General features: G+C 72.4%; 18 protein-coding genes. 7 read left to right on the top strand and 11 right to left on the bottom strand.

Annotation, left to right across the window (positions count from 1 at the left end):
• Positions 1-208 precede the first annotated feature (208 nt).
• Positions 209-1,849, top strand: a complete 1,641-nt coding sequence (locus ACIGXO_RS03995) for an AMP-binding protein (RefSeq protein ID WP_399779714.1) — start codon at positions 209-211, stop codon at positions 1,847-1,849.
• Positions 1,850-1,894: 45 nt separating this feature from the next.
• Here ACIGXO_RS03995 and ACIGXO_RS03990 read toward each other — a convergent pair whose 3' ends face one another.
• The 4 genes from ACIGXO_RS03990 to ACIGXO_RS03975 are packed head-to-tail and all read right to left on the bottom strand — an operon-like array spanning position 1,895 to position 5,478.
• Positions 1,895-2,395, bottom strand: a complete 501-nt coding sequence (locus tag ACIGXO_RS03990; RefSeq protein ID WP_399779712.1) for a lactate utilization protein C — start codon at positions 2,393-2,395, stop codon at positions 1,895-1,897.
• The gene (locus tag ACIGXO_RS03985; protein WP_399779710.1) at positions 2,392-3,879 is read right to left on the bottom strand and encodes a lactate utilization protein B; all 1,488 of its coding nucleotides are present in this window, start codon (positions 3,877-3,879) and stop codon (positions 2,392-2,394) included. Before ACIGXO_RS03985 ends, ACIGXO_RS03990 begins: the two co-directional genes overlap by 4 nt.
• On the bottom strand, positions 3,876-4,673 hold the full coding sequence (locus ACIGXO_RS03980) for a (Fe-S)-binding protein (RefSeq protein WP_399779708.1): 798 nt from the start codon (positions 4,671-4,673) through the stop codon (positions 3,876-3,878). The genes ACIGXO_RS03985 and ACIGXO_RS03980 overlap by 4 nt, the downstream gene beginning before the upstream one ends.
• A gap of 46 nt (positions 4,674-4,719) precedes the next feature.
• Positions 4,720-5,478: an IclR family transcriptional regulator gene (locus ACIGXO_RS03975; RefSeq protein WP_399779706.1), complete on the bottom strand. Its 759-nt coding sequence runs from the start codon at positions 5,476-5,478 to the stop codon at positions 4,720-4,722.
• Positions 5,479-5,659: 181 nt separating this feature from the next.
• On the opposite strand from ACIGXO_RS03975, the gene ACIGXO_RS03970 reads away from it, so the two are divergent.
• The 5 genes from ACIGXO_RS03970 (at position 5,660) to larB (ending at position 11,206) form a co-directional block, all read left to right on the top strand.
• A complete protein-coding gene (locus ACIGXO_RS03970; protein WP_399779705.1) occupies positions 5,660-7,087 on the top strand; it encodes an MFS transporter in 1,428 nt (475 codons plus the stop codon).
• A gap of 211 nt (positions 7,088-7,298) precedes the next feature.
• The gene (locus ACIGXO_RS03965; RefSeq protein ID WP_399779703.1) at positions 7,299-8,210 is read left to right on the top strand and encodes a YceI family protein; all 912 of its coding nucleotides are present in this window, start codon (positions 7,299-7,301) and stop codon (positions 8,208-8,210) included.
• Between the two features lie 129 nt (positions 8,211-8,339).
• Positions 8,340-9,653, top strand: a complete 1,314-nt coding sequence (locus ACIGXO_RS03960) for a lactate racemase domain-containing protein (RefSeq protein ID WP_399779701.1) — start codon at positions 8,340-8,342, stop codon at positions 9,651-9,653.
• Positions 9,654-9,663: 10 nt separating this feature from the next.
• A complete protein-coding gene (larE, locus tag ACIGXO_RS03955; protein ID WP_399779699.1) occupies positions 9,664-10,536 on the top strand; it encodes an ATP-dependent sacrificial sulfur transferase LarE in 873 nt (290 codons plus the stop codon).
• A complete protein-coding gene (larB, locus tag ACIGXO_RS03950; protein WP_399779697.1) occupies positions 10,529-11,206 on the top strand; it encodes a nickel pincer cofactor biosynthesis protein LarB in 678 nt (225 codons plus the stop codon). Before larE ends, larB begins: the two co-directional genes overlap by 8 nt.
• Before the next feature lie 18 nt (positions 11,207-11,224).
• Here the strand turns inward: larB and larC are convergent, their stop codons facing one another.
• Together larC and ACIGXO_RS03940 are read right to left on the bottom strand one after the other, a co-directional pair.
• The gene (gene larC / locus ACIGXO_RS03945; RefSeq protein WP_399779695.1) at positions 11,225-12,457 is read right to left on the bottom strand and encodes a nickel pincer cofactor biosynthesis protein LarC; all 1,233 of its coding nucleotides are present in this window, start codon (positions 12,455-12,457) and stop codon (positions 11,225-11,227) included.
• A gap of 183 nt (positions 12,458-12,640) precedes the next feature.
• The gene (locus tag ACIGXO_RS03940; protein ID WP_399779693.1) at positions 12,641-13,201 is read right to left on the bottom strand and encodes a hypothetical protein; all 561 of its coding nucleotides are present in this window, start codon (positions 13,199-13,201) and stop codon (positions 12,641-12,643) included.
• Positions 13,202-13,452: 251 nt separating this feature from the next.
• On the opposite strand from ACIGXO_RS03940, the gene ACIGXO_RS03935 reads away from it, so the two are divergent.
• Entirely contained in the window at positions 13,453-15,411 is a 1,959-nt protein-coding gene (locus tag ACIGXO_RS03935; protein ID WP_399779692.1) for a beta-N-acetylglucosaminidase domain-containing protein, read from the top strand.
• A gap of 73 nt (positions 15,412-15,484) precedes the next feature.
• Here the strand turns inward: ACIGXO_RS03935 and ACIGXO_RS03930 are convergent, their stop codons facing one another.
• The 5 genes from ACIGXO_RS03930 to ACIGXO_RS03910 form a co-directional block, all read right to left on the bottom strand.
• Positions 15,485-16,519 carry an ABC transporter substrate-binding protein gene (locus tag ACIGXO_RS03930; RefSeq protein ID WP_399779690.1) on the bottom strand — a complete coding sequence of 345 codons (1,035 nt, stop codon included), beginning with the start codon at positions 16,517-16,519 and terminating at the stop codon, positions 15,485-15,487.
• Between the two features lie 39 nt (positions 16,520-16,558).
• Positions 16,559-17,443 carry an ABC transporter permease gene (locus tag ACIGXO_RS03925; protein WP_399779688.1) on the bottom strand — a complete coding sequence of 295 codons (885 nt, stop codon included), beginning with the start codon at positions 17,441-17,443 and terminating at the stop codon, positions 16,559-16,561.
• Positions 17,388-18,185, bottom strand: coding sequence for an ABC transporter ATP-binding protein (locus ACIGXO_RS03920; protein WP_399780002.1), 798 nt, complete (start codon positions 18,183-18,185; stop codon positions 17,388-17,390). The genes ACIGXO_RS03925 and ACIGXO_RS03920 overlap by 56 nt, the downstream gene beginning before the upstream one ends.
• 192 nt (positions 18,186-18,377) lie before the next feature.
• The gene (locus ACIGXO_RS03915; RefSeq protein ID WP_399779686.1) at positions 18,378-19,250 is read right to left on the bottom strand and encodes a 4Fe-4S domain-containing protein; all 873 of its coding nucleotides are present in this window, start codon (positions 19,248-19,250) and stop codon (positions 18,378-18,380) included.
• A 208-nt stretch (positions 19,251-19,458) separates the two neighbouring features.
• Positions 19,459-21,018, bottom strand: coding sequence for a 3-hydroxyacyl-CoA dehydrogenase (locus tag ACIGXO_RS03910; RefSeq protein ID WP_399779685.1), 1,560 nt, complete (start codon positions 21,016-21,018; stop codon positions 19,459-19,461).
• Between the last annotated feature and the right edge of the window lie 10 nt (positions 21,019-21,028).

Below are 21,028 nucleotides of genomic sequence, written 5' to 3'. Positions count from 1 at the left end.
CCTGGTTTGGAGGGATTGCGATGTGCGGCGGGGTGGGGGTGGGCGCTAGCATGGGAATTGGTTGTCTGGGGCAACCAAATTCCCGGGGCGGGGGAACGCTTGTGCCGGGTGCGGCGCCCTGCGCCGACCGGCCCCGGGCACCCACCGACCGATGGAGTACCACCACCGGAGCGCGGGGACGAGCGCGCCGGTGTTCAGGAGGACATTCATGCCTGCCGAGGCAGCCGCATCCCAGACCACCACCGCAACCCCCCATGAAAACGAGGGCAGTTCGACCGGCACGCCCCCCACCGACGCCGCCGCGCCGGAGACCGCGTTCCGTCCTTACGTCGAGGACATCCTCGACGCGCTGGCGGCCGACCCGGAGCGGGAGCTCCTGGTGCACGGCGACCGGCGGCTGACTGCCGGTCAGTTCCATGACCTGGTGCACCGAACGGCGCACGCCATGGCCGCGCAGGGCATCGAGCGCGGCACCACCGTCACGCTGCTCAGTGGCAACCTCCCCGAGGCCATCGCGGCCCGCTACGCCGCCAACCTGGCCGGCTGCCGGGTCAACCACCTGTACAACAAGCTGTCGGCGGATGTGCAGGCCAACATCGTGCGCGACGTGGAGACCCGGGCGCTGATCGTCGATCCGCGGCTGGCCGACCGCGCCGCCGAGCTGATCGAGCGCGCGCCCGTGCCGACCGTGCTCACCCTTGGCGAGGCCAAGCGCGAGATAGGCACGGACGTGCTGGCGCTCGGCGCCGAGCAGCCCGCCGAACCGTTCGTGACCCGCGCGCGGCCGGACGACATCTGCACCATCCGGCACACCGGCGGCACCACCGGCCACCCCAAGGGCATCGTCACCACCTTCGAGCAGTACAACCGCATGCGCCGGATGATGCACGCCGCGCCGGAGCAGGAGTACACGCCGAAGCAGCTGGTGTGCACCACCATCGCGCACGCCGCCGGGATGCTGGCCGACGTCATGTTCCTCAGCGGCGGATCGGTCGTGCTGCACGACGACTTCGACCCCGCCGAGGCGCTCGCCACGATCGAGCGCGAGGGCATCACGCACCTCTTCCTGCTGCCGCCGCTGGTCTACCAGCTGATGGACCACCCGGACGCCGAGCGCCGCGACCTCTCCAGCCTGCGCGCCCTGACCTACGGCGGCTGCCAGTCCTCGCCCGCCCGCATCGCCGACGCGGTCCGCCGCTTCGGCCAGGTGCTCGTGCAGTTCTACGGGCAGAACGAGGCCGGCGGCATCAGCGTGCTGCCCCCGGAGGAGCACGACCCGGACAACCTCGAGCGGCTGCGCTCGGCCGGCAAGATCCTGCCGGGCGTCGAGGTGGCCATCCGCGACGCCGACGGCAACGACCTGCCCGCCGGCGAGCTGGGCGAGATCTGCGTCCGGTCGGAGGGCACGATGACCGGGTACTGGAAGCAGCCCGAGCTGACCGCCGAGGTGCTGCGGGACGGCTGGCTGCACACCGGTGACGTGGGCTTCGTCGACGAGGAGAACTACATCACCGTCGTCGACCGGATCAAGGACATGATCGTGGTCGTCGGCGGCCATGTGTACACCACCGAGCTGGAGGACCTGCTCAACTCGCACCCGAAGGTGCTGCAGAGCGCGGTCTTCGGCGTCCGGGACGCGGACAACATGGAGCAGGTGTACGCGGCGGTCGTGGCGGTGCCGGGCAGTGGCGCCGAGGCGGAGGAGCTGCGCGCCGCGGTGCGCGAGAAGCGCGGCGCGATGTACGAGCCGGCCCACATCACCTTCGTCGACGCGCTGCCGCTGACGGACGCGGGCAAGCCCGACAAGAAGCTGCTCCGGCAGCGGGCGGAGCGGGCGCAGGCCGCCTAGCGGACGCCATGCGGGCGGGTGCCGGGGCGCCCGCCCGCACGGCCCTCACGCGTCCGGGTACACCGCCACCCGTACCGTCCGTGGCCCGTGCATGCCCTGGATCATCGCCGACTCGATGTCGCCGGAGCGGCTGGGCCCGGTGATCAGCTGCATGCCGGACGGCATCGGGTGGAGGCGGCCGAGCGCCGCGATCAGGTCGGCGTAGCCCGTGTACAGGCGGGACCGCGGCACGATCGCGAGGTGGACGCCCGGCAGTACCGCGGTGCCACGGGGGCGGCCGGGCGCCGGGCCGATGGCGAGCGTGCCGGTCTCCGCGGCGGCACCGAGCACACCGGTGACACCGACCTCGGCGTCCCACGGGTCCGCGGGGCGCGGTCCTGCCACCTCCAGGCCCTTCAGGTCGGGATGCTCGTCGACGAGGGTGCGGCGGGTCCCCGCCCACTGCCGTAGCAGCGCGAGCGCCTCGTCGTGCGAGGCGGTGAGCTCGGCCAGGCCGCCGGCCTCCGCTAGCCGGTCCCGGAAGAGCGCGGTCACCTGATCGTTCATCCCTGCCTCCGGTCGCGGCCGTGGAACCACCTGCGGAACGCCCCCGCCTCCCGCAGCGGTGGCAGTGCGCGGCCGCCGGCCCATCCGCGGCCCGGCCCGGGTAGCCGGGTCAGCAGCCGTTCGGGCAGCAGCCGGCCCGCGAGCCGGGCCGCCGCCAGCGTCGCGCGGAACCCGGTCTCCGTACGCCACGCCAGCGACCAGGCGCGCCAGCCCGCTCGCGCCGCGCTGCCGCCGCGCTCGCGTGCGTGCTCGGCGCGGAGGTTCACCAGCAGGTCGGGGATCGGGATCTTGACCGGGCAGGCGTCGTAGCAGGCACCGCAGAGCGAGGAGAGGAACGGCAGGTCGGCGTCCTGGTTCGGCCGCTCGCCGAGCAGCGGACTGAGGACGGCGCCGATCGGGCCGCCGTACACCGCGCTGTATGGATGGCCGCCGCCCACCGTCCGGTACACCGGGCAGGCGATCTGGCAGTTGCCGCAGCGGATGCAGGCGAGGACTTCCTCCTGCGGTGTGCCGAGGGCCTTGGTGCGGCCGTTGTCGAGGATGACCAGGTGCAGTTGCTCCGGGCCGTCCGTCTCGCCCTCCCGGCGCGGTCCGTTGACGAGCGTCTGGTAGACGGAGACGCGCTGCTTGGTGGCGGCGTCGCACAGCAGCGGGACGAGGACGCCGAGGTCGGCGAAGCGCGGGATGACCTTCTCCACGGTCATCACGGCGACGTGGATGCGCGGCTGGGAGGTCACCATGTCGGTGTTGCCCTCGTTGGTGACGATGGCGAGGGTGCCGGTGTCGGCGGCCGCGAAGTTGACGCCGCTGACGCCCATGCCGGCGGCCTTGAAGTCGGCGCGCAGCCGGGTCCGCGCGAAGGCCGCCAGCTCGTCCGGCTCTCCTGACACCGCGTCACCGGCGAGTTGGCCGAAGAGATCCGCCACGTCCTGCCGGGACTTGTGCAGCGCGGGCCCGACGATGTGGCTCGGCCGCTCGTCGGCCAGCTGGACGATGTACTCGCCCAGGTCCGTCTCGACCACCTCGATGCCGCGCGCGGTGAGATGGGAGTTGAGATGGATCTCCTCGGTGGCCATCGACTTGGACTTCACCGCGAGGCGTACGCCGTTCTCGCGGGCGATCCGCTCGATGACGGCGCGCGCGTCGGCGGGGGTGGCGGCGCGGTGCACCACGCCGCCGTTGCGCTCGACGCTCCCGGTCAGCTGCCGGAGGTACTTCTCCAGGTTGGGCAGGGTCTCGCGGCGGATGGCCGTGCCGCGTTCACGCAGTTCGGCCACCTCGGGGGGCCAAGTGCCGATGTGCCGTTGCTCGTTGAGGGCGGCGAGGCGGTCGTGGGTGGGGCGTGCGGTGGGGACGGTCAGCGCGTCGCGGGTGATGAGGGGGAGCGGGCGGCGGTGCGGCGGGATGTCACCGGCCGCCCACTCGGGACGGTCGGGACGGATGCGCTCGCGCCCGGCGAGCGCCGAGGAGTGCTGCTCGGTCATGCGGGCACCTCCGCCGTGGCGCCAGGTCCCGCGGGCAGTTCGCCCGGGACCAACGCGTCGCGCACGAGCTCCGCGAGGTGCCGGGTACGCACCGGTGGCCCCGCCTTCCGCGCCCGGCCGCCCAGATGCAGCAGGCAGCCGGGGTCCGCCGAGACCAGCCAGTCGGCGCCGCTCGCCGCCGCCGTGCCGAGCTTGGTGTCGGCCATCGCCACCGACACCTCGGGGAACTTCACGGCGAAGGTGCCGCCGAAGCCGCAGCAGGTGTCGCAGCCCGCCATCTCCCTGACCTCCAACCCCTCGATCCGGCCGAGCAGTTCACGCGGCGCGCGGCGCTCGCCGAGCGTGCGGGCCATGTGGCACGAGTCGTGGTACGTCACCGAGCCGCGCAGCCGGAGCCGCAACCCTGCGCCGTACGCCATGACGAACTGGCTGAACTCATAGGTGCGTTGGACGAGCGCGCGCTGCTCCGGGGTGGGGGCGCGCAGCCGGCCGAGGTGGTGGTGGAGGTGGGCGGCGCAGGAGCCGGCGGGGGTGACCACCGCGTCGTACGGGGCGAAGATCCGCAGCCAGCGGTCGAGCAGGGTGCCGGCCTCCGCCGGATACCCGGAGTTCAGCGCGGGCTGGCCGCAGCACGTCTGACCGCGCGGCAGCTCGACCGCGAAACCCATCGCCTCCAGTACCTCCACCGTGGCCCGTGCCGGTCCGCCGGTGGCCAGGTCGCCCATGCACGAGGTGAACAACGCGACCCGCGCCGGACGGGGCCGTGCCCCCGCGTCCGAGTCCATGCCTGTCATCCGACTCCTCCGATTCCGTCCTCATGCAGCACCGGCTCACCCGTCCTCACGCCATCACCGACTCCACCCGCCGGGCCGTGTCCCGTACCGCGTCCGCCAGTGCCAGCACCTCCTCGCGGCTGATGACGAAGGTCACCGTGGAGACGCTGACCGCGCCGACCGTGCGGCCGTCGGGGGTGTGGACGGGGGCCGCGAGGCAGCGCACGTTGGGTTCGTTCTCCTCGTCGTCCAGGGCGTAGCCGCGCTCCCGGACGGTGGCGAGGTCGGCGGCGAGCGCGTCGAGGGTGGTGTGCGTGTGCTCCGTACGCCGCTCCAGACCCGTGCGGCCCACCAGCTCGGCCAACTCCTGTGCGTCGAGCCCGGCGAGGATGCACTTGCCGATGGCGGTGGAGTGCAGGGGCTGCTGCATGCCGACGCGGGACAGCATCGCGAACGGCTGCACGCCCTCGACCTTGTGGGTGTAGACGACGCGGTCGCCACTGCGCAGGCCCATGTGCAGGGTCTGGCCGATCTGCGACTGCAGCTCGACGAGGACCGCCTCGACGGTGGTGTGCCGGCGGCCCTGGCTCACCGCCGCGCCGATGCCGCTGGCGGTCGGGCCGATGCCGTACCGCCCGCCCGGATACGCCACCGCCCAGCCCTCGGCGACCAGCGTGCCCAGCAGCCGGTGGGCCGTGGGCTTGGACACGGCGGCGTCCGCCGCCAGTTCGGCCAGCCGGAGGGGGCCCGGCGCGTGGCAGAGCGCCTCGATGAGCCGCAGCACCTTGCGGGGCCCCGCGCCGTCGTTGGGCTTACCGGAAGCCACGGGCTTACCGGAACCCGTTCTCGCGGAACTCGTCGACGTCCTTGCAGAACTCGTTGACACGTCTTTGAGGCTAGGGCTAGCTTCCCCCGATATTCCACCCCCCTGAACGACGTTTCGCCAGGCGGAACGGCGGAACATCCCCCTCCTTCCTGGACCATTCGTGCCGACGTCAGGAGAATCCGTGACGACTCAGGCGGAGATAAGGCAGCTGTCCGACCGCGCAGCACAGCACGTCCTCAGCAAACAGGGCACCGACGCGGGGCGCCGCACCGGCTGGCTGATGATCTCTACGATCCTGATCGAGGCATGGGATCTGTACGCGATCTCCTTCCTGCTGCTGTTCGTCAAGAACGACCTGCACCCCAGCGCCGCGATGCTCGGACTCGCCTCCGGCGCCGTGCAGTTGGGGGCGCTGATCGGGGCGCTGGGCGGCGGCTGGGTGGCCGACCGGATCGGCCGGCGCAAGGTCTTCATCATCACGATGGCGCTCTTCGTGGTGCTCGCGCTGAGCCAGTCCTTCGTGACCAGCATGTGGCAACTGGTGGCGATCCGCTTCCTGCTCGGCATCCCGCTGGGCAGCGACATCTCCACCGGCTACGCGTACATCATGGAGACCATGCCCAAGGGCAAGCGGGAGGTGATGGGCAACCGCTGGCAGGGCATGTTCGGGCTCGGCGAGATCGCCGCCATCGCGGTCATCACGGTGATGTACCTCAGCGGCATGGACCACGGCCTGCTGTGGCGGATCGGCCTCGGCATCGGCGCGCTGCCCGCGCTCGCACTGCTCATCGGGCGGCTGGACGTGCCGGACACCGCGCTGTGGCTGGTGCAGCGCGGCAAGTTCCGGCAGGCCAAGGTGGTCGCGAAGAAGATGTTCAACGACGACCTGGACATGCTGCCGGACGAGGACTTCGTCATCGCGCGGCCGCGCACCCGTGACTTCCTCGCCGGCATCTGGCAGGACCCGATCCGCCGCAAGGCCAGCATCTTCGCCTGGATCTCCAACGCCATGCAGGGCGCGGAGTTCGCCGCCTTCGCCTTCTACCTGCCGGTGATCCTCGTGCTCACCGGGGTCTCCGGCATCGGCGCCACCAACTTCGTCACCGGCGCGATCTACATCATCGCCACCATCAGCGGCTTCGTGGCGCCGATGGTGACACCGAAGCTGGGCCACCGCGGCGTCGCCCGCTGGGGCTTCGGCCTGGCCTTCGTCTCGCTGCTGCTGGCCGCGCTCTTCCTGCACCTGGAGTGGCACGTACTGGTGCCGCTGGCCGCCGCGGGCCTGATGTGGGGCCACTACTGGGACGCCTCCAACGGCATGACCATCGCCTCGATGGTCGCGCCGAGCCGGTACAAGGCCACCGCCTCCGGCTTCGGCTACCTCTTCGTCAAGCTCGCCGCGTTCGTGACCATCTTCTTCTTCCCGATCCTCTTCACCGAGCTGGGCGTGCCGGTGGCGACCGTGATCGTCTCGCTGCTGTCGCTGACCGGGTACCTCGCGGCCACCTACATCCTTCCCGAGGTCTACGGCTACGTGGAGCAGGAAGAGGGGACCGGGGCCGGGCAGGACGAGGGCCGGGAGCGGCCGGAACGGAGCGCCACCGCCTGACGGCGACGTGAGTGTGTACGAGGGGTGAACGTCTCGCGCTTCGTGCCGTTGCGCCCGAGTTTGCCCAGGTCAATGCCGCGGGGCCGGGTGGGTGGCACAGCGCGGCGCATGAAATCGTGGGAACAGGGACGGTCCTGTCACCGTCACCCCCCTCTCCCACGACCCCGCTCCAGGGGTCTTGTTGACATGCACCGCGAAGAAAGGTGATGGCATGCCCATCGCACTGCTCCGGAGGAAGCGGGCCGGCCGTGGCCCGCGCGGAGCCGGCCTCCTGCACCCCGTCCCCGCGGGTGCGGGTGCCTTCAACTGTGAGGTGCTCGACCCGCTCGGAGAGCCGCTGCCCCGGGCCGAGGTCACCGTGACCTCCGCACACGGTGGACAGGTGGTCGCGAAGCTGACGACCGACCCGTACGGTCTGTTCTTCGTGACGCTGCCCGTCGGCCGGTACAGCGTCCTGATCGCCTCCGACGGTCTGCAGCCGAACCGGCAGACCATCGACGTCCGGGAGGGCGAGACCCTGCCGCTCTCGTCGATCCGGCTGGAGTCCTCCATCCCGCCCGAGCTGCCGCAGCCCGGCACGTGGCTCTTCGACCCGCCGCACACCGCGATCCGGTTCATCGCCAAGCACGTCGGCATGGCCAACGTGCACGGCCGCTTCACCCGCTTCCAGGGCGGCATCCGGGTCGCCCCGGACATGGCCGACTCGCGCATCGAAGTACGCATCGAGGCGGCGAGCATCAACACCGGCAACAACACCCGGGACGGCCACCTGCGCTCGGCGGACTTCCTGGACGTCGAGAACTACCCGTACCTGCACTTCGCCTCCACCCGCTTCATCCACAAGGGCGGCGCGAAGTGGACCGTGCAGGGCGTCCTGGAGATGCACGGCGTCAGCCGCACCGTCTCCCTGGATACCGACTACCTCGGCGCCGTCAACGGCGGCTACGGCGAGGAACTGCGCTGCGCAGCCCGCGCCACGACCGAGCTGCACCGCGAGGACTACACGCTGAACTGGCGCAACATGCTCGCCCGCGGCATCGCCATCGTCGGCCCCACGGTCAAGCTGGAGCTGGACATGCAGGCCATGTACCGCTGCGAGGACACGCCCACTCCGCCGGAGTAGGACGGACGGGAAACCCGTGGTGAAGGCCGCCTCCGCGACGCGGGGGCGGCCTTTCGCGTGGTGCCGAGTCGGCCGCGGACCCTTGCGAGACCCTTGCGGCCGGGGGCGTTGCTCGGAGATCGTTCCGGCATGAGGGAGAACGCTTACCCGACGGCCGAGCGCGACTCCGGGGGACCGGCGCCCGCGGCCGCCCGCATCGGTGGGCCCGGCACGGTCCTCAGCGAGACGCAGGTGACGGAGTTCATCGCCGGGCAGCTCGCCGGCGCGGATCTGGACGGCCGCAGCGTCTGTGTCGTCGTGCCCGACGGCACCCGCAGCTGTCCGCTGCCGTTGTTGCTCTCCGCGGTGCACGGCGCGCTCGCCGGGCGGGTGAGCCGGCTGACCGTACTGATCGCGCTCGGCACCCACGCCGCGATGGAGGAGCCGCGGCTGGCCCGGCACCTGGGCTACCCGGAGGGCGGACTCGCGGACCGCTACCCGGGCATGACGGTACGGAACCACGAGTGGTGGGACCCGGACACCTTCGTCTCGCTCGGCACCATCTCCGCCGACCGGGTCGGCGAACTGTCCGGCGGGCTGCTGCACCAGGCCGTCGACGTCCGCCTCAACCGCGCCGTCGTCGACCACGACGTCACCCTCGTGCTCGGCCCGGTCTTCCCGCACGAAGTCGTCGGCTTCTCCGGCGGCAACAAGTACTTCTTCCCCGGTGTGGCGGGCGCGGAGATCATCGACCTCTCGCACTGGCTCGGCGCCCTCATCACCAGCGCCGACATCATCGGCACCCGCGGCATCACGCCCGTACGCGCCCTCATCGACGAGGCCGCGGCGCTCATCCCCGGCCGCCGCCTCGCCCTCTGCGTCGTCGCGCAGTCGGGGACGGACGCGCTGCACTCCGTCGCGTACGGCAGCCCGGAGGCCGCCTGGGCCGCGGCCGCCGAGGTCTCCGCCGAGACCCACGTCCGCTATCTCGACGCGCCGGTGAAGCGCGTGCTCTCGGTCATGCCCGAGAAGTACGAGGACATCTGGACCGCCGCCAAGGGCTTCTACAAGCTGGAGCCGGTCGTCGCGGACGGCGGCGAGGTCATCCTCTACGCACCGCACATCACCCAGCTCTCCGCCATGCACCCGGAGATCGCCGACATCGGCTACCACTGCCGGGACTACTTCACCGCGCAGTGGGACCGCTTCCGGCACCTGCACTGGGGCGTACTGGCCCACTCCACCCACCTGCGCGGCGCGGGCACGTACGACGCGGCGACGGGCGAGGAACGGTGCCGCCTCACGGTCACGCTCGCCACCGGCATCCCCGAGGACGTCGTACGCGCCGCGAACCTCAACCACCTCGACCCGGCCGAGGTCGACCCCGACGCCTTCGCCGCCGACCCGGAGACCCTGGTGGTGCCGCACGCGGGCGAGATCCTCCACCGGCTGCGCACCCACTGAGGAGCCGCACATGACACCCCCGCACCTGCCCGTGCTGACCAGCCGGGACGCCGCCGCTGCCGACGAGGTGGCCGTACTGCTGCGCGGCGCCGCACCGCTGGGCGTCGCCTTCTCCGGCGGCGTGGACTCCTCGCTGCTGCTGGCGCTGGCCGTACGGGCGCTCGGCGCCGACCAGGTCGTCGCGGTACTCGGCGTCTCGCCCAGCCTCGCCGCCGACGAACGCGCCGGGGCCCACCGGGTGGCCGCCGCCATCGGCGCCCGGGTCGTCGAAGTCACCACGTACGAAGGGGAGTCGGCGGCCTACCGCGCCAACGGCCCGGACCGCTGCTTCCACTGCAAGGACGAGCTGTTCACCAGGATCTCCGACGAGGTCGCCGTCGAACACGGGCTCGCGGCCGTCGCGTACGGGGAGAACGCGGACGACGCCCGCCGCCCGGACCGGCCCGGCAGCCGCGCCGCCACCGAGCACCGCGTACTGCGGCCGCTCGCCGACGCGGGGCTCGACAAGGCAGCCGTCCGCCGCCTCGCCCGCGCCCTCGGACTGCCCAGCGCAGACAAGCCCGCCGCGCCCTGTCTGGCCTCCCGCATCCCGCACTTCGAAGAGGTATCGCCCGCCAAGCTCGGCCAGATCGAACGGGCCGAGAAGGCGCTGCGGGGGCTGGGGTTCGGCGACTGCCGGGTGCGGCACCACGGAGACGTGGCGCGCGTCGAGCTGCCGGTCGAGGACATCGCGCGGGCCGCCTCCGGGGAGCTGCGCGAGGCGGTACTGGACGCGGTGCGCGCGGCCGGCTTCCGCATGGTCGCGGTCGACCTGGCGGGCATCCAGTCGGGCGCCTTCACGCTGCCGCTGGTCAGCGCGGCGGAAGGCGGCCGCCGTGGCTGAGCGCACGCCGGACCTCGCGGGCCTCGCGGAGCTGGACCATGACCGGGCCGCCCGGCGGGGCTACCCCGAGGCCGTCTACTGCGAGGGGAAGACGCCGGCCCAGGTCGCCGCCATCGCCGCCGCCGTAGGGGAGCGGGGCGCCGACCCGGTCACTCTCTTCACTCGCACGGACGACGGCCACGCCAAGGCCGTACTGGCCGAACTCCCCGACGCGCGCCACGACGTGGAGGCCCGGCTGCTCGCCTGGCCGCCCGACCCGCCGCCCCCGTCCGGCGGCCGGGTGACCGTGGTCTGCGCGGGCACCTCCGACCTCCCCGTGGCGCGGGAAGCCCTGCTCACCGCCGCCTATCTCGGCCGGGAGACCGACTTCGTGGCGGACGTGGGCGTGGCCGGGCTGCACCGCGTCCTCGGCAAACTCGACCGGCTGCGCGCCGCGCGCGCCGTCGTGGTCGTCGCGGGCATGGACGGCGCGCTGCCCAGCGTCGTGGCCGGCCTGATCGCCGCCCCGGTCGTCGCCGTCCCGACCTCCGTCGGCTACGGCGCCGCCTTCGGCGGCCTCGCCCCCCTGCTGACCATGCTCAACGCCTGCGCCCCGGGCGTCGCGGTCGTCAACATCGACAACGGCTACGGCGCGGGACACATGGCGGCCCAGATCGCGGCGCCCTGCTGAACACGGCTATGGCTACGGCTACGACCGGTCGGACGGCAGCTCCGCGCCCGGAACCAGCCCGTTCGCCGCCGCCGCCGCGGCCGCCGCGTCCAGTGCCGTGACGACCGAGTGCCCCCGGGCCGCGGCGAGGGCCGCCACGTCCTCGAACTCGGGGGTGGCCCGTATGATCACGCCACCGCGGTGCGCGATCTTGACCGGCACCTCGTCGCCGTCCGCGACGGGAACGCGTACCCACGTCCGCTCCAGCGCGGTCTTCCGTACGGCCGCCTCGCGCACCCCGATCGTGCTGGTCTCCCGGAAGACCAGGTCGCGCAGCGCGTCGGCGCGCTGCCGCGGGGCCAGTACGCGGAGGGTGTGGGCCGGGCGGCCCTTCTTCATCAGGATGGGGACCAGCCAGGCGTCCGAGGCGCCGGCCGCCAGGAGCGAGGCGAGCACGCCGGGCCACAGCCGCGGGTCCAGGTCGTCGACGTTGGCCTCCAGGACGACGGCGGAGGTCTCCTCGTCCGTCCCGGACGCGGCGTCCGCCGGGGTGCCGATCACCACTCGTACGACGTTCGGCCGCCCCGGCGTGTCCTTCGTACCGGCGCCCACCCCGGTCGCCTCGGCCCGCAGCCGCGGCAGGTCACCGCACTCCGCGGCCAGCGCGGTCACCAGCGCCATGCCGGTCGGCGTGGCCAGTTCGCCGGTGCCGCCGCCCACCACCTCCCAGCCCGCGGCCAGTTCGAGCACGGCGGGCACCGGCACCGGGAGGTCGCCGTGCGCCGTACGCACCCGCCCGGAGCCCAGCGCGGCCGCGCTCGCGGTGAGCCGCGCGATCCCGAGGTCGTGCAGCGCGGCGCAGACCCCGACCACGTCCGCTATCGAGTCCCACGCGCCGACCTCGTGGAAGTGCACCTCCTCGACCGGCACGCCGTGCACCCGCGCCTCCGCAGCCGCGAGCCGGCCGAAGACCGCCAGGGCCCGGGCGGTGACCGGTGCGGGCAGCCCGGCCTCCTCGATCCGTTCCCTGATGGAGTGCCAGGTGCGGTGCGGGTGGTCCTCGGCCAGCGGCTCGACGCCGATCTTCGTGGCCCGCAGCCCGGCGCGGGTGACGGCGGCCTGCGTCAGCCGCATCGCGCCCGGTACCACCTCGTCGATCGCCTGCTGCACGGCCTCCGGCGCGGCACCGGCGTCGACCAGCGCGCCGAGCAGCATGTCCCCGGCGACACCGGAGGTGACATCGAGCCAGGCCAGCCGGTGCGGGTCGGTCATGCGGTGCTCTCCTGCGGGGCTGCGGGACGTTCGCCGTGGGGACACGGTCCCGATCCTAGAATCAGGAGTCGGGCGGCGTCTCGCCAGCGAAGATCTTGGTGACGAACGTCCCGTTCCCGGTGACGGACGTCCCGTCCTCGGTGCCCGCCGGGCGTGCGGCGCCGCCGCGCCGCGGGCGCGTGGTCAGGACGCGGGGCAGTGCACGTTCTTGTTGAACATCGCCAGCAGCCCGTCGGGGTTGTGCTTGTACAGCCAGACGTGCAGGTCGTAGTGGACCGGCATCTGCGGCGTGTGGCCGGGCATCGGGCCGTCGAACCCGCGGCCGAACATCCGCGGCCGGTCGTCGTCGGTGTTCACGTTCTTGTCGCGGTCGAGGACGACGTACTCCAGGGCGCCCAGCCGACGCTTGCCGTCATGGCCCGGGACGTAGACGAGCACCGCGGGCTTCGCCGGGTCGGTGGAGCCGATGTACGCCTCCTTGACGTAGTGGTACCCCATGCCGCCCTCCGTGGAGCTGACACAGTCGTCGGTGCGCATGTAGCCCGCCTTGATGGCATGCCGCTCGTCGGTGAACCGGGCGGTGGCCTTGCGGGCCTTCGCCAGGTCGTGCTTGACGTGGTCCGGGTGGCCGGAATCCAGCCGTTCGTGGGCGGCGGCCGGGCCGGGGGCTGCGGCCATCGAGGTGAGCGTGGTGAGGCTGAGCGTGGTGAGGGCGAGCGTGACAGCCAGTCGGCGTGCGCGCATGGGCAGGCTCCTGTCATAGGTGGGGTGACGTCAGATATGACGTCAGACAGGAGCGTGCACGCCCTCCCGCGCTACCGCATCCGGGGACGGTCCGTTGGCGTAACCCGCGGACAAAAGTCCAAGTTCTGCCCGACTCGACGGCATTGACGTACGTTCACGCATGTCGGAGGCTTGCGGACGGTTCAGGCCCCCGTTCCGCTTCCCCCTGGGCCGTCCGCGTTCCCGCTGTCCGTCCGTACCCCGGAGGCCACGTGACCGTCCTCTCCAGATCCCGCACCGGCGCGCTCGCCGTCCTGCTCGCCGCCGCCACGCTCGGCACGGCGCCCTCGGCGGGCGCGGCCCCGGAGCCCGCGCCCGCACAGCCGCTGCCCGTGGTCTCGCCGACGCCTCAGCACATGTCCCGGGTCTCGGCCGACGTCCCGCTCGGCGGCCGCGCCGAGATCGTCACCGGCCAGGACACCGACGCGGCGGCCCAGCGGCTGCTCACCGGGACGCTGCGCGCGCACGGCGTCCGTGACATCGATGTCACCACCCGCGCCACGGGCCACGCACCGCTCACCGTGCTGCTCGGCCCGGCCACCCGCCCGGACGTGGCGGCGGCCCTGCGCGGCACCGACGTACCGACGCATGCCGAGGGCTACGCACTGCGGGTCGCGGCCGGCCGGCAGGAGCGCGCCACCGTCGCACTCGGCGGCACCGACGCCGCGGGCCAGTACTACGCCGTCCAGACCCTGCGCGGCCTGATCGCCAAGGACCGGATCGCCGGGGCCGCCGTCTCCGACTTCCCGTCCATGCCGCTGCGCGGCTCCATCGAGGGCTTCTACGGCTCCCCGTGGACGAACGAAGAGCGCCTGGACCAGCTGGACTTCCTCGGCGAGGTGAAGTCCAACACCTACGTCTACGCACCGAAGGACGACCCCTACCACCGCGAGAAGTGGCGCGACCCCTACCCCGCCGACAAGCTCGCCGAGCTCGGCGCCCTCGTAAAGCGCGCGACCGCGAACCACGTCCGCTTCACCTTCGCCGTCTCGCCCGGCAACTCGATCTGCTACTCCGACCCGGCCGACGTCAAGGCGCTCACCGCCAAGCTGCAGTCGATGTACGACCTGGGCGTGCGCGCCTTCTCCGTACCGCTGGACGACATCAGCTACACCAAGTGGAACTGCGCGGGCGACGAGCAGAAATTCGGCGCGCCGGGCCGCGGCCCCGCCGCCGAGGCACAGGTGGGCCTGCTCAACACCGTCCAGCGCGACTTCATCGCCACCCACGAGGGCACCAACCCGCTCCAGATGGTGCCCACCGAGTACGGCGACCTCACCGACACCGCGTACAAGCAGAAGCTGCGCGCGGCGCTGGACAAGGACGTCGAGGTGATGTGGACCGGCACCGAGGTCGTGCCGTCGGAGATCACCAACGCCCAGGCGTCGAAGGCCGCCGAGCTGTTCGGCCGCAAGGTCTTCGTCTGGGACAACTACCCCGTCAACGACTACGGCCAGACCGCGGGCCGGCTGCTGCTCGCCCCGTACGACAAGCGCGAGGCGGGCCTCTCCGACCACCTGAGCGGCGTCGTCTCCAACCCGATGAACCAGGAAGCGGCCAGCAAGCTCGCCGTCTTCACCATCGCCGACTTCGCCTGGAACGACCGCGGTTACGACGTGACCCGCTCGGCCCGGCAGTCCGCGCTGCACCTCGCGGGCGGCGACCCGCGGGTGGCCGACGCCGTGCAGACCTTCGTGGACCTCAACCACATGGCACCCACCTTCGGTGACACGCCGTGGCAGCCGCAGGCCCCGGTGCTCAGCGCCCGGCTGGCGGAGTTCTGGAAGGCGTACGACACCGACCCGCGGGCCGCGGTGCGGAAGCTGAGCCCGACGGTCGAGGACATCGCGCGCACGCCGGGTGTGCTCCGCGCCGGGGTGCCCGACAAGCTCTTCCTGCACGACGCCGACCGCTGGCTGGACGCCACGGAGCTGTGGGGCTCGGCGATGCGGCACGGCCTCGCCACGCTGACGGCGGTGCAGGACGGGGACTCGGCGCGCGCGGCGAAGGAACGCGCCGCCATGGACGCCGACGCCACGTCCGCCGGGAAGATCACCTCCGACCCGGAGGAGACCCGCCCGCACGGCCCCGTCAAGATCGCCGACCCGTTCATCGGCGACTTCCTCGCGAAGGTGCGGGAGTTGCAGGACGGGGCGGCGGCGAAGGACTGACCGGCCCACGGGGTGCCGTTCCCGCACGGGAACGGCACCCGCGCCGCCCTACTTCAAGTACGCGTCCGCGCTCCTACTTCAGATACTCATTGGTGTACGTCTTCTTCACGTCCACCTCCGCCTTCGCGATCTCCGGCGTGAAGGCGGCCAGCACCTTGTGCACCGCCGCCGCGCCGTCGGGCCGGATCAGCCCGTCCTTGGCGTAGGCGTCCTTGGCCTGGTCGATGGCCTGCTCGTAGACCGCCGGGTCGTCACCGGCGTACTTGCGCGGCATCTTGGCCGCGATCTCCTTGGCGGAGTGGGTGTCGATGTACTTCAGTGCCCGGACGATCGCCTTCGCGAGCTTGCGCGCCTGGTCGGGATGGTCGTCCAGCCACTCGCGGTCCGAGTACAGGACGGCGGCGGGGTAGGTGGACACACCGAAGTCCTCCTTGACGCCCCGCTCGTTACGGGTGTCGGTGAGGATCTTCACCCGCTTCGCCCCGGCCCGCTTCTGGAGCTGGGAGACGGCCGGATCGAGCATGACGGCCGCGTCCACCCGGCCCTGCTCCATGGCCGCGACCGCGGTCGAGTCGCCCCCGATGCCCTGGACGCTCGCCGCGTCGGCCTTCATGCCGTGGTCGGCCAGCAGCTTCTTGAGGAAGAAGTCCGTGGAGGAACCGGGCGCCGTCACACCCACCTTGGCGCCCTTGAGGTCCTCGACCGAGTCGATCTTCTTGCTCGCCTTGGGCGAGACCGCCAGCACCAGCGACGGGTACCGCAGCATGTTGACGAACGACACCACGTCCTTGTGCTTGGCCTGCATCTGGATCGTGTGGTCGTAGTAGCCGCTCACGACATCGACGCTGCCGCCCTGCATCGCCTGCAGCGCCTTGGACCCGCCCTGCAGGTCCGCCAGTCTGACCTGCACGCCCTCCTTCTTGTAGTAACCCAGCTGCTGGGCGAGCGTGGTGGGCAGGTAGACCAGCAGCGGCTGGCCGCCGACCCCGATGCGTACGGCGTCGCTCCCGCCGGCGGACGAACAGCCGGAGGCGGCGGCGAGCGTGGCGAGGCAGGCCGCCGCGGCCACGGCCGTGCGCAGCGGGCGACGGACGGAATGGTGCGCCATGAACTCTCCTGACGGACGGGCCTGAAGGACGGGGACGGATCAGGCGTGGGTGCGCTCGCGGGCGGGCTGCCAGCGCAGCAACCGGCGTTCGACGCGGTTGACGAACAGGTCGATGGCCACGACCACGACGGAGAGCACGACCATCCCGGCGAACACGCCCGTCGTGTCGAACGTCCCCTCCGCCTGCGCGATCAGATAGCCCATGCCTTCGGAGGCCCCGAGGTACTCGCCGACCACCGCGCCGACGATCGCGAAGCCGACGCTGGTGTGCAGGCTGGAGAAGATCCACGACATCGCGCTGGGCAGCAGCACGTGCCGGATCAGCTGGCTCTCCTTCGCGCCCAGCATCCGGGCGTTGTCGACCAGCACCCGGTCCACTTCCCGTACGCCCTGGTAGGTGTTGAAGAAGACGATGAAGAACACCAGCGTCACGCCGAAGGCGACCTTCGACCAGATGCCGAGCCCGAACCACAGCAGGAAGATCGGGGCCAGCACGACCCGCGGCAGCGCGTTGAGGACCTTGATGTACGGATCGAGTACGGCGGCCAGCGTCCGGGCGCGGGCCAGCAGGAAGCCGATGCCCAGGCCCAGCACCCCGCCGATGACCAGCGCGAGCGCCGCCTCCAGCAGGGTGGTCAGCAGATGCCCGGCGATCTCGCCACTGCCCAGCCACGCTCCGATGCGGTCGGCGACGGCGGCGGGGGAGCTGAAGAAGAACGGGTCGACGACGCCCGTACGGCTGCCCGCCTCCCAGCCGGCGACGAGCAGCACCGCGAGGCCGAGCTGCGCGGCGAGCACGGCGGGCCGCACCCGGCGGGTGCGGCCGGTCCGGCGGCGCCGCGGCCCGGCGGATCGCGAAGGCGTGGCGTCAGCCGGCGTCTTGGACAGCTCCGGCGCCCGCGGTCCCGTGGGAAGCGCGCTCATAGGTCCTCATCACCTCGTTCCTCAAGTCCGCCCAGATCGCGCCGTACAGCTCGGTGAAGCGCGGTGTGGTCCTGATGTCGAACAGGTCGCGCGGCCGGGGGAGATCGATGGGATAGCGGCCGACGATGCCGCTGCCGGGGCCCGCGGACAGCAGCACGACCTCGTCCGACAGCGACACCGCCTCCTCCAGGTCGTGGGTGACGAAGAGGACGGTCTTGCCGCTGTCGGTCCACAGCGTCAGCAGTTCGTTCTCCATGATCTGCCGGGTCTGCACGTCCAGCGCCCCGAACGGCTCGTCCATCAGCAGGATGTCCGGGTCGCCGATCCACGTCTGGGCGACGGCCGTGCGCTTGCGCATACCGCCGGAGAGCTGGTGCGGGTAGGCGTTCTCGAAGCCGGCGAGGCCGACCCGGACGACCCACTCATGGGCCCGCGCCAGGCGCTCGGCCTTGTCCACGCCGGACAGTTCGAGGCCGAACGCCACGTTCTGCACGACGGTCTTCCAGGGCAGCAGGGCGTCCTGCTGGAACATGTAACCAGCCCTGCGGTTCAGCCCGTTGAGCGGCTCGCCGCCGATCAGCACCTGCCCGGCGGACGGCTCCCGCAGCCCGGCGACGGCGTTGAGCACCGTGGACTTGCCGCACCCGGTGGGCCCGACAACCGAGACGAACCGCCCCGGCTCCACGGCCAGGTCCACTTCCCGTACGGCCGTGTAATCGCCCTCCGCGCCCTGGTACGTCATCGTGACGCCGCGCAACTCCACGGCCGCACTGTCGTCCCCGTCAGCCACCGGCACCCTCCGATCAGCGGGACCTGAAGATCACTGAGATCACTCGCCGGTCATGATTGGTCACCACACCGTGATCGCGCAACGGTGCGGTACGAGGAAAGTTGGCTGGGGCACGTATGGCGCGGGCCGCGGGCGCGGCGGGCGTCACCAGCGCATCGCGGTGAAGTCGATCGGACGGGGCGTCAGAAGCTGGGCGCGTGCCGCGAGTTCACGCATACGCTCCGCCATCCGGTCCGCCGCAAGGTGCTTGCGGTCGCCGTGGCCCGGCAGCAGCCACTCGAAGCGCAGTTTCCCCGTGACGCGCGCCAGCGAGGCGGCCAGTTCCTCGATGGAGTACCACGTGACGCTCTCCGCCACCTCGATGTCGCCCGTCGTGCGGGACCAGTAGAAGCTGTCCCCGCTGAAGCAGTACCGCTCGTCGGCGACGTACAGCACGCTGCCCCGGGTGTGGCCGGGGAGCGGATGGGCGACCATGCCCGGGCCGACCTCCACGCTCTCCGTGCCGCGCAGCACCCGGTCGGCGTCGGGCGCGGCGTCGAGATCGCCTTCGTGGATCCAGAGCCGGGCCGCGAAGTGATCGGCGTACCGGCGGCCGTGCGCGGCGTGGTCCCGGTGGGTGAGCAGGACGTCGGTGACCGGGCCGAGTGCCGCGTACTTCGCGGCGAGCGTCCGGCTCCAGCGGGGGGTGTCCACCAGCATCAGGCTCCCGGCCGGTCGACGGACGAGGTAGGAGTTGGCGCCGGCGGTGTGCGGCGAGTTGTGCCCACAGAGGGAGACGGTGTCGTCGAGGGCCAGCGGGAACGGGTCGAGCGCCGGATCCAGGCGCCCGGAGCGCGGTCGTACGGAGCGGGTCGGGCAGGCGAAGGCGGCGGCGTGCACCGCCCGTGCCTCCGCGGCGTTCCTGGGCTGGGCCACCACTTCCGACCGCCCGCCGACCTGCGCGATGAGGCCCGGTGCGAGCTGCCTGGCGACGTCGCAGTCGGTGCAGCGGTCGTCCACGTACCAGTCGTTGTCCATGGCCCCAGTACAGCGGCCATACGGAGGGAAGTGGAAGCCCCGCCGGGTCTTGTTTTTGCTGGTCAGGGGTTCTCTCAGGGGCTTTGGTGATCTGATGTGCCCATGACAACAATGGCGCGTACTGCGGCCGCGGCGCACCGGGCAGTCAGGGCGTGATCGTCGGTGCGCCGCGGCCGGTCCGCGGGCAGGCGCGGGGCCTGTGACCGGCTCAGCCGGCCTGGGGGAACGGGCTGTTGCCCGGGTCGGTGAGGTGCATGCCCAGTTGGGCGCGTTCGGTGAGCCAGCGGGTGGGGCGGTAGCGGGGGTCGCCGGTGGTGCGGTGCAGCGCCTGCTGGAGGGCCAGCAGGCGGGGGGCGCCGATGGTGTCGCCCCAGGCGAGCGGGCCGTGCGGGTAGCCGAGGCCGGCGGTGACGGCGGCGTCGATGTCGGCGGGCGTGGCGAGCCCGCGCTCGGCGATGGACGCCGCGACCGAGACGATCGAGGCGAGCAGCCGCTGCGCGACGGAGCCCGCGGTGTCCCGTACGACGCTGACGGCGTACGGCTCGGCCGCTGCGCCGTCGGCCGCCTCGCCGCCCGGCGCCGCGAGTACCGCGCGGGCGTCCGCCGCCACCTCCGGGTCCGTGGCCGGGGTGGCCGCCAGCACCCGGCGCCGGGTGGGCAGCGACAACGGGTCCACGCCGAGGGTACGGGCCGGTGGCAGCTCCAGCCCCGCCACCGCCTCGGCGACGGTCGTGCCCCAGGTGGCGACGAGGACGAGCGCGTCGTCACCGGGGCGTTCGGCGTCGTCGAGGACCGCGCCGGACGCGGTGAGCGCCGTGCGCAGCGCCTCGGTACCGGGGCCGGTGCCCGCCACCCGCACGGGCCGCTTGCCGTCGCCGGTGACCGGCGGCTCCGGCACGGCGGCCGGCGCCGGGTCCTCGGGGCCGTACGCGTACCAGCCGCGGCCCGTCTTGCGGCCGTGCAGCCCGGCGGCCACCCGGTTCGGGGTCAGGAAGGAGGGCCGCAGCCGGTCGGAGTGGCGGAAGCCGCGCCAGATGGTGTCGATGACCGCCGCGGTCACATCGAGCCCGGTCAGGTCCATCAGCTCGAACGGGCCCATCTTCAGGCCGAGTACGTCGCGCGCGATGCGGTCGAGGCCCGGCGCGTCGGCGACGGTCTCCTCCAGCAGCGCCAGCGCCTCGGTGACCAGGCCCCGCCCCGCGTGGTTGACGAGGAAGCCGGGGGTGTCGGCGACCACCACGGCGCGGTGGCCGGTGCCGGACACCAGCTCGGTGAGCAGCTCCGGAATCTCCGGCCGGGTCGCCGCGCCCGGTACCACCTCCACGATCTTCATCAGCGGTACCGGATTGAAGAAGTGCAGGCCCGCCAGGCGCGACGGGTCACCCAGCGTGGCGGCGATCTCGGTGACGGAGAGGGAGGAGGTGTTGGTCGCGAAGACCGTCGTGGCGGGGAGCGCCTCGGCCAGCTTTCCGAACACCTCGGCCTTGGTGTCCAGGTCCTCCCGCGCCGCCTCGATGACCAGCTCGACCTCGTCTCCGGGCGCCCAGGGGGAGTCCAGCGGCACGATGCGGGCGAGCGCGTCCGCCGCCTCCCGCTCGGTCATCCGGCCCTTGGCGGCGGCCCGGTCGAGCATCCCCCGGACGAAGTCCACGGCCGCCCCGACCGCCTCCGTACGGATGTCGCCCAGCTCGACGGTGTGACCGGCGGTGGCGGCCCACTGGGCGATGCCGCGGCCCATGACACCGGCGCCCACGATTCTGATACGCACCTCGGTAGTC

The organism is Streptomyces sp. NPDC053542 (genome assembly GCF_044544685.1).
Taxonomy (GTDB): domain Bacteria; phylum Actinomycetota; class Actinomycetes; order Streptomycetales; family Streptomycetaceae; genus Streptomyces.
This window is presented reverse-complemented; position numbering and strand designations above follow the sequence as displayed.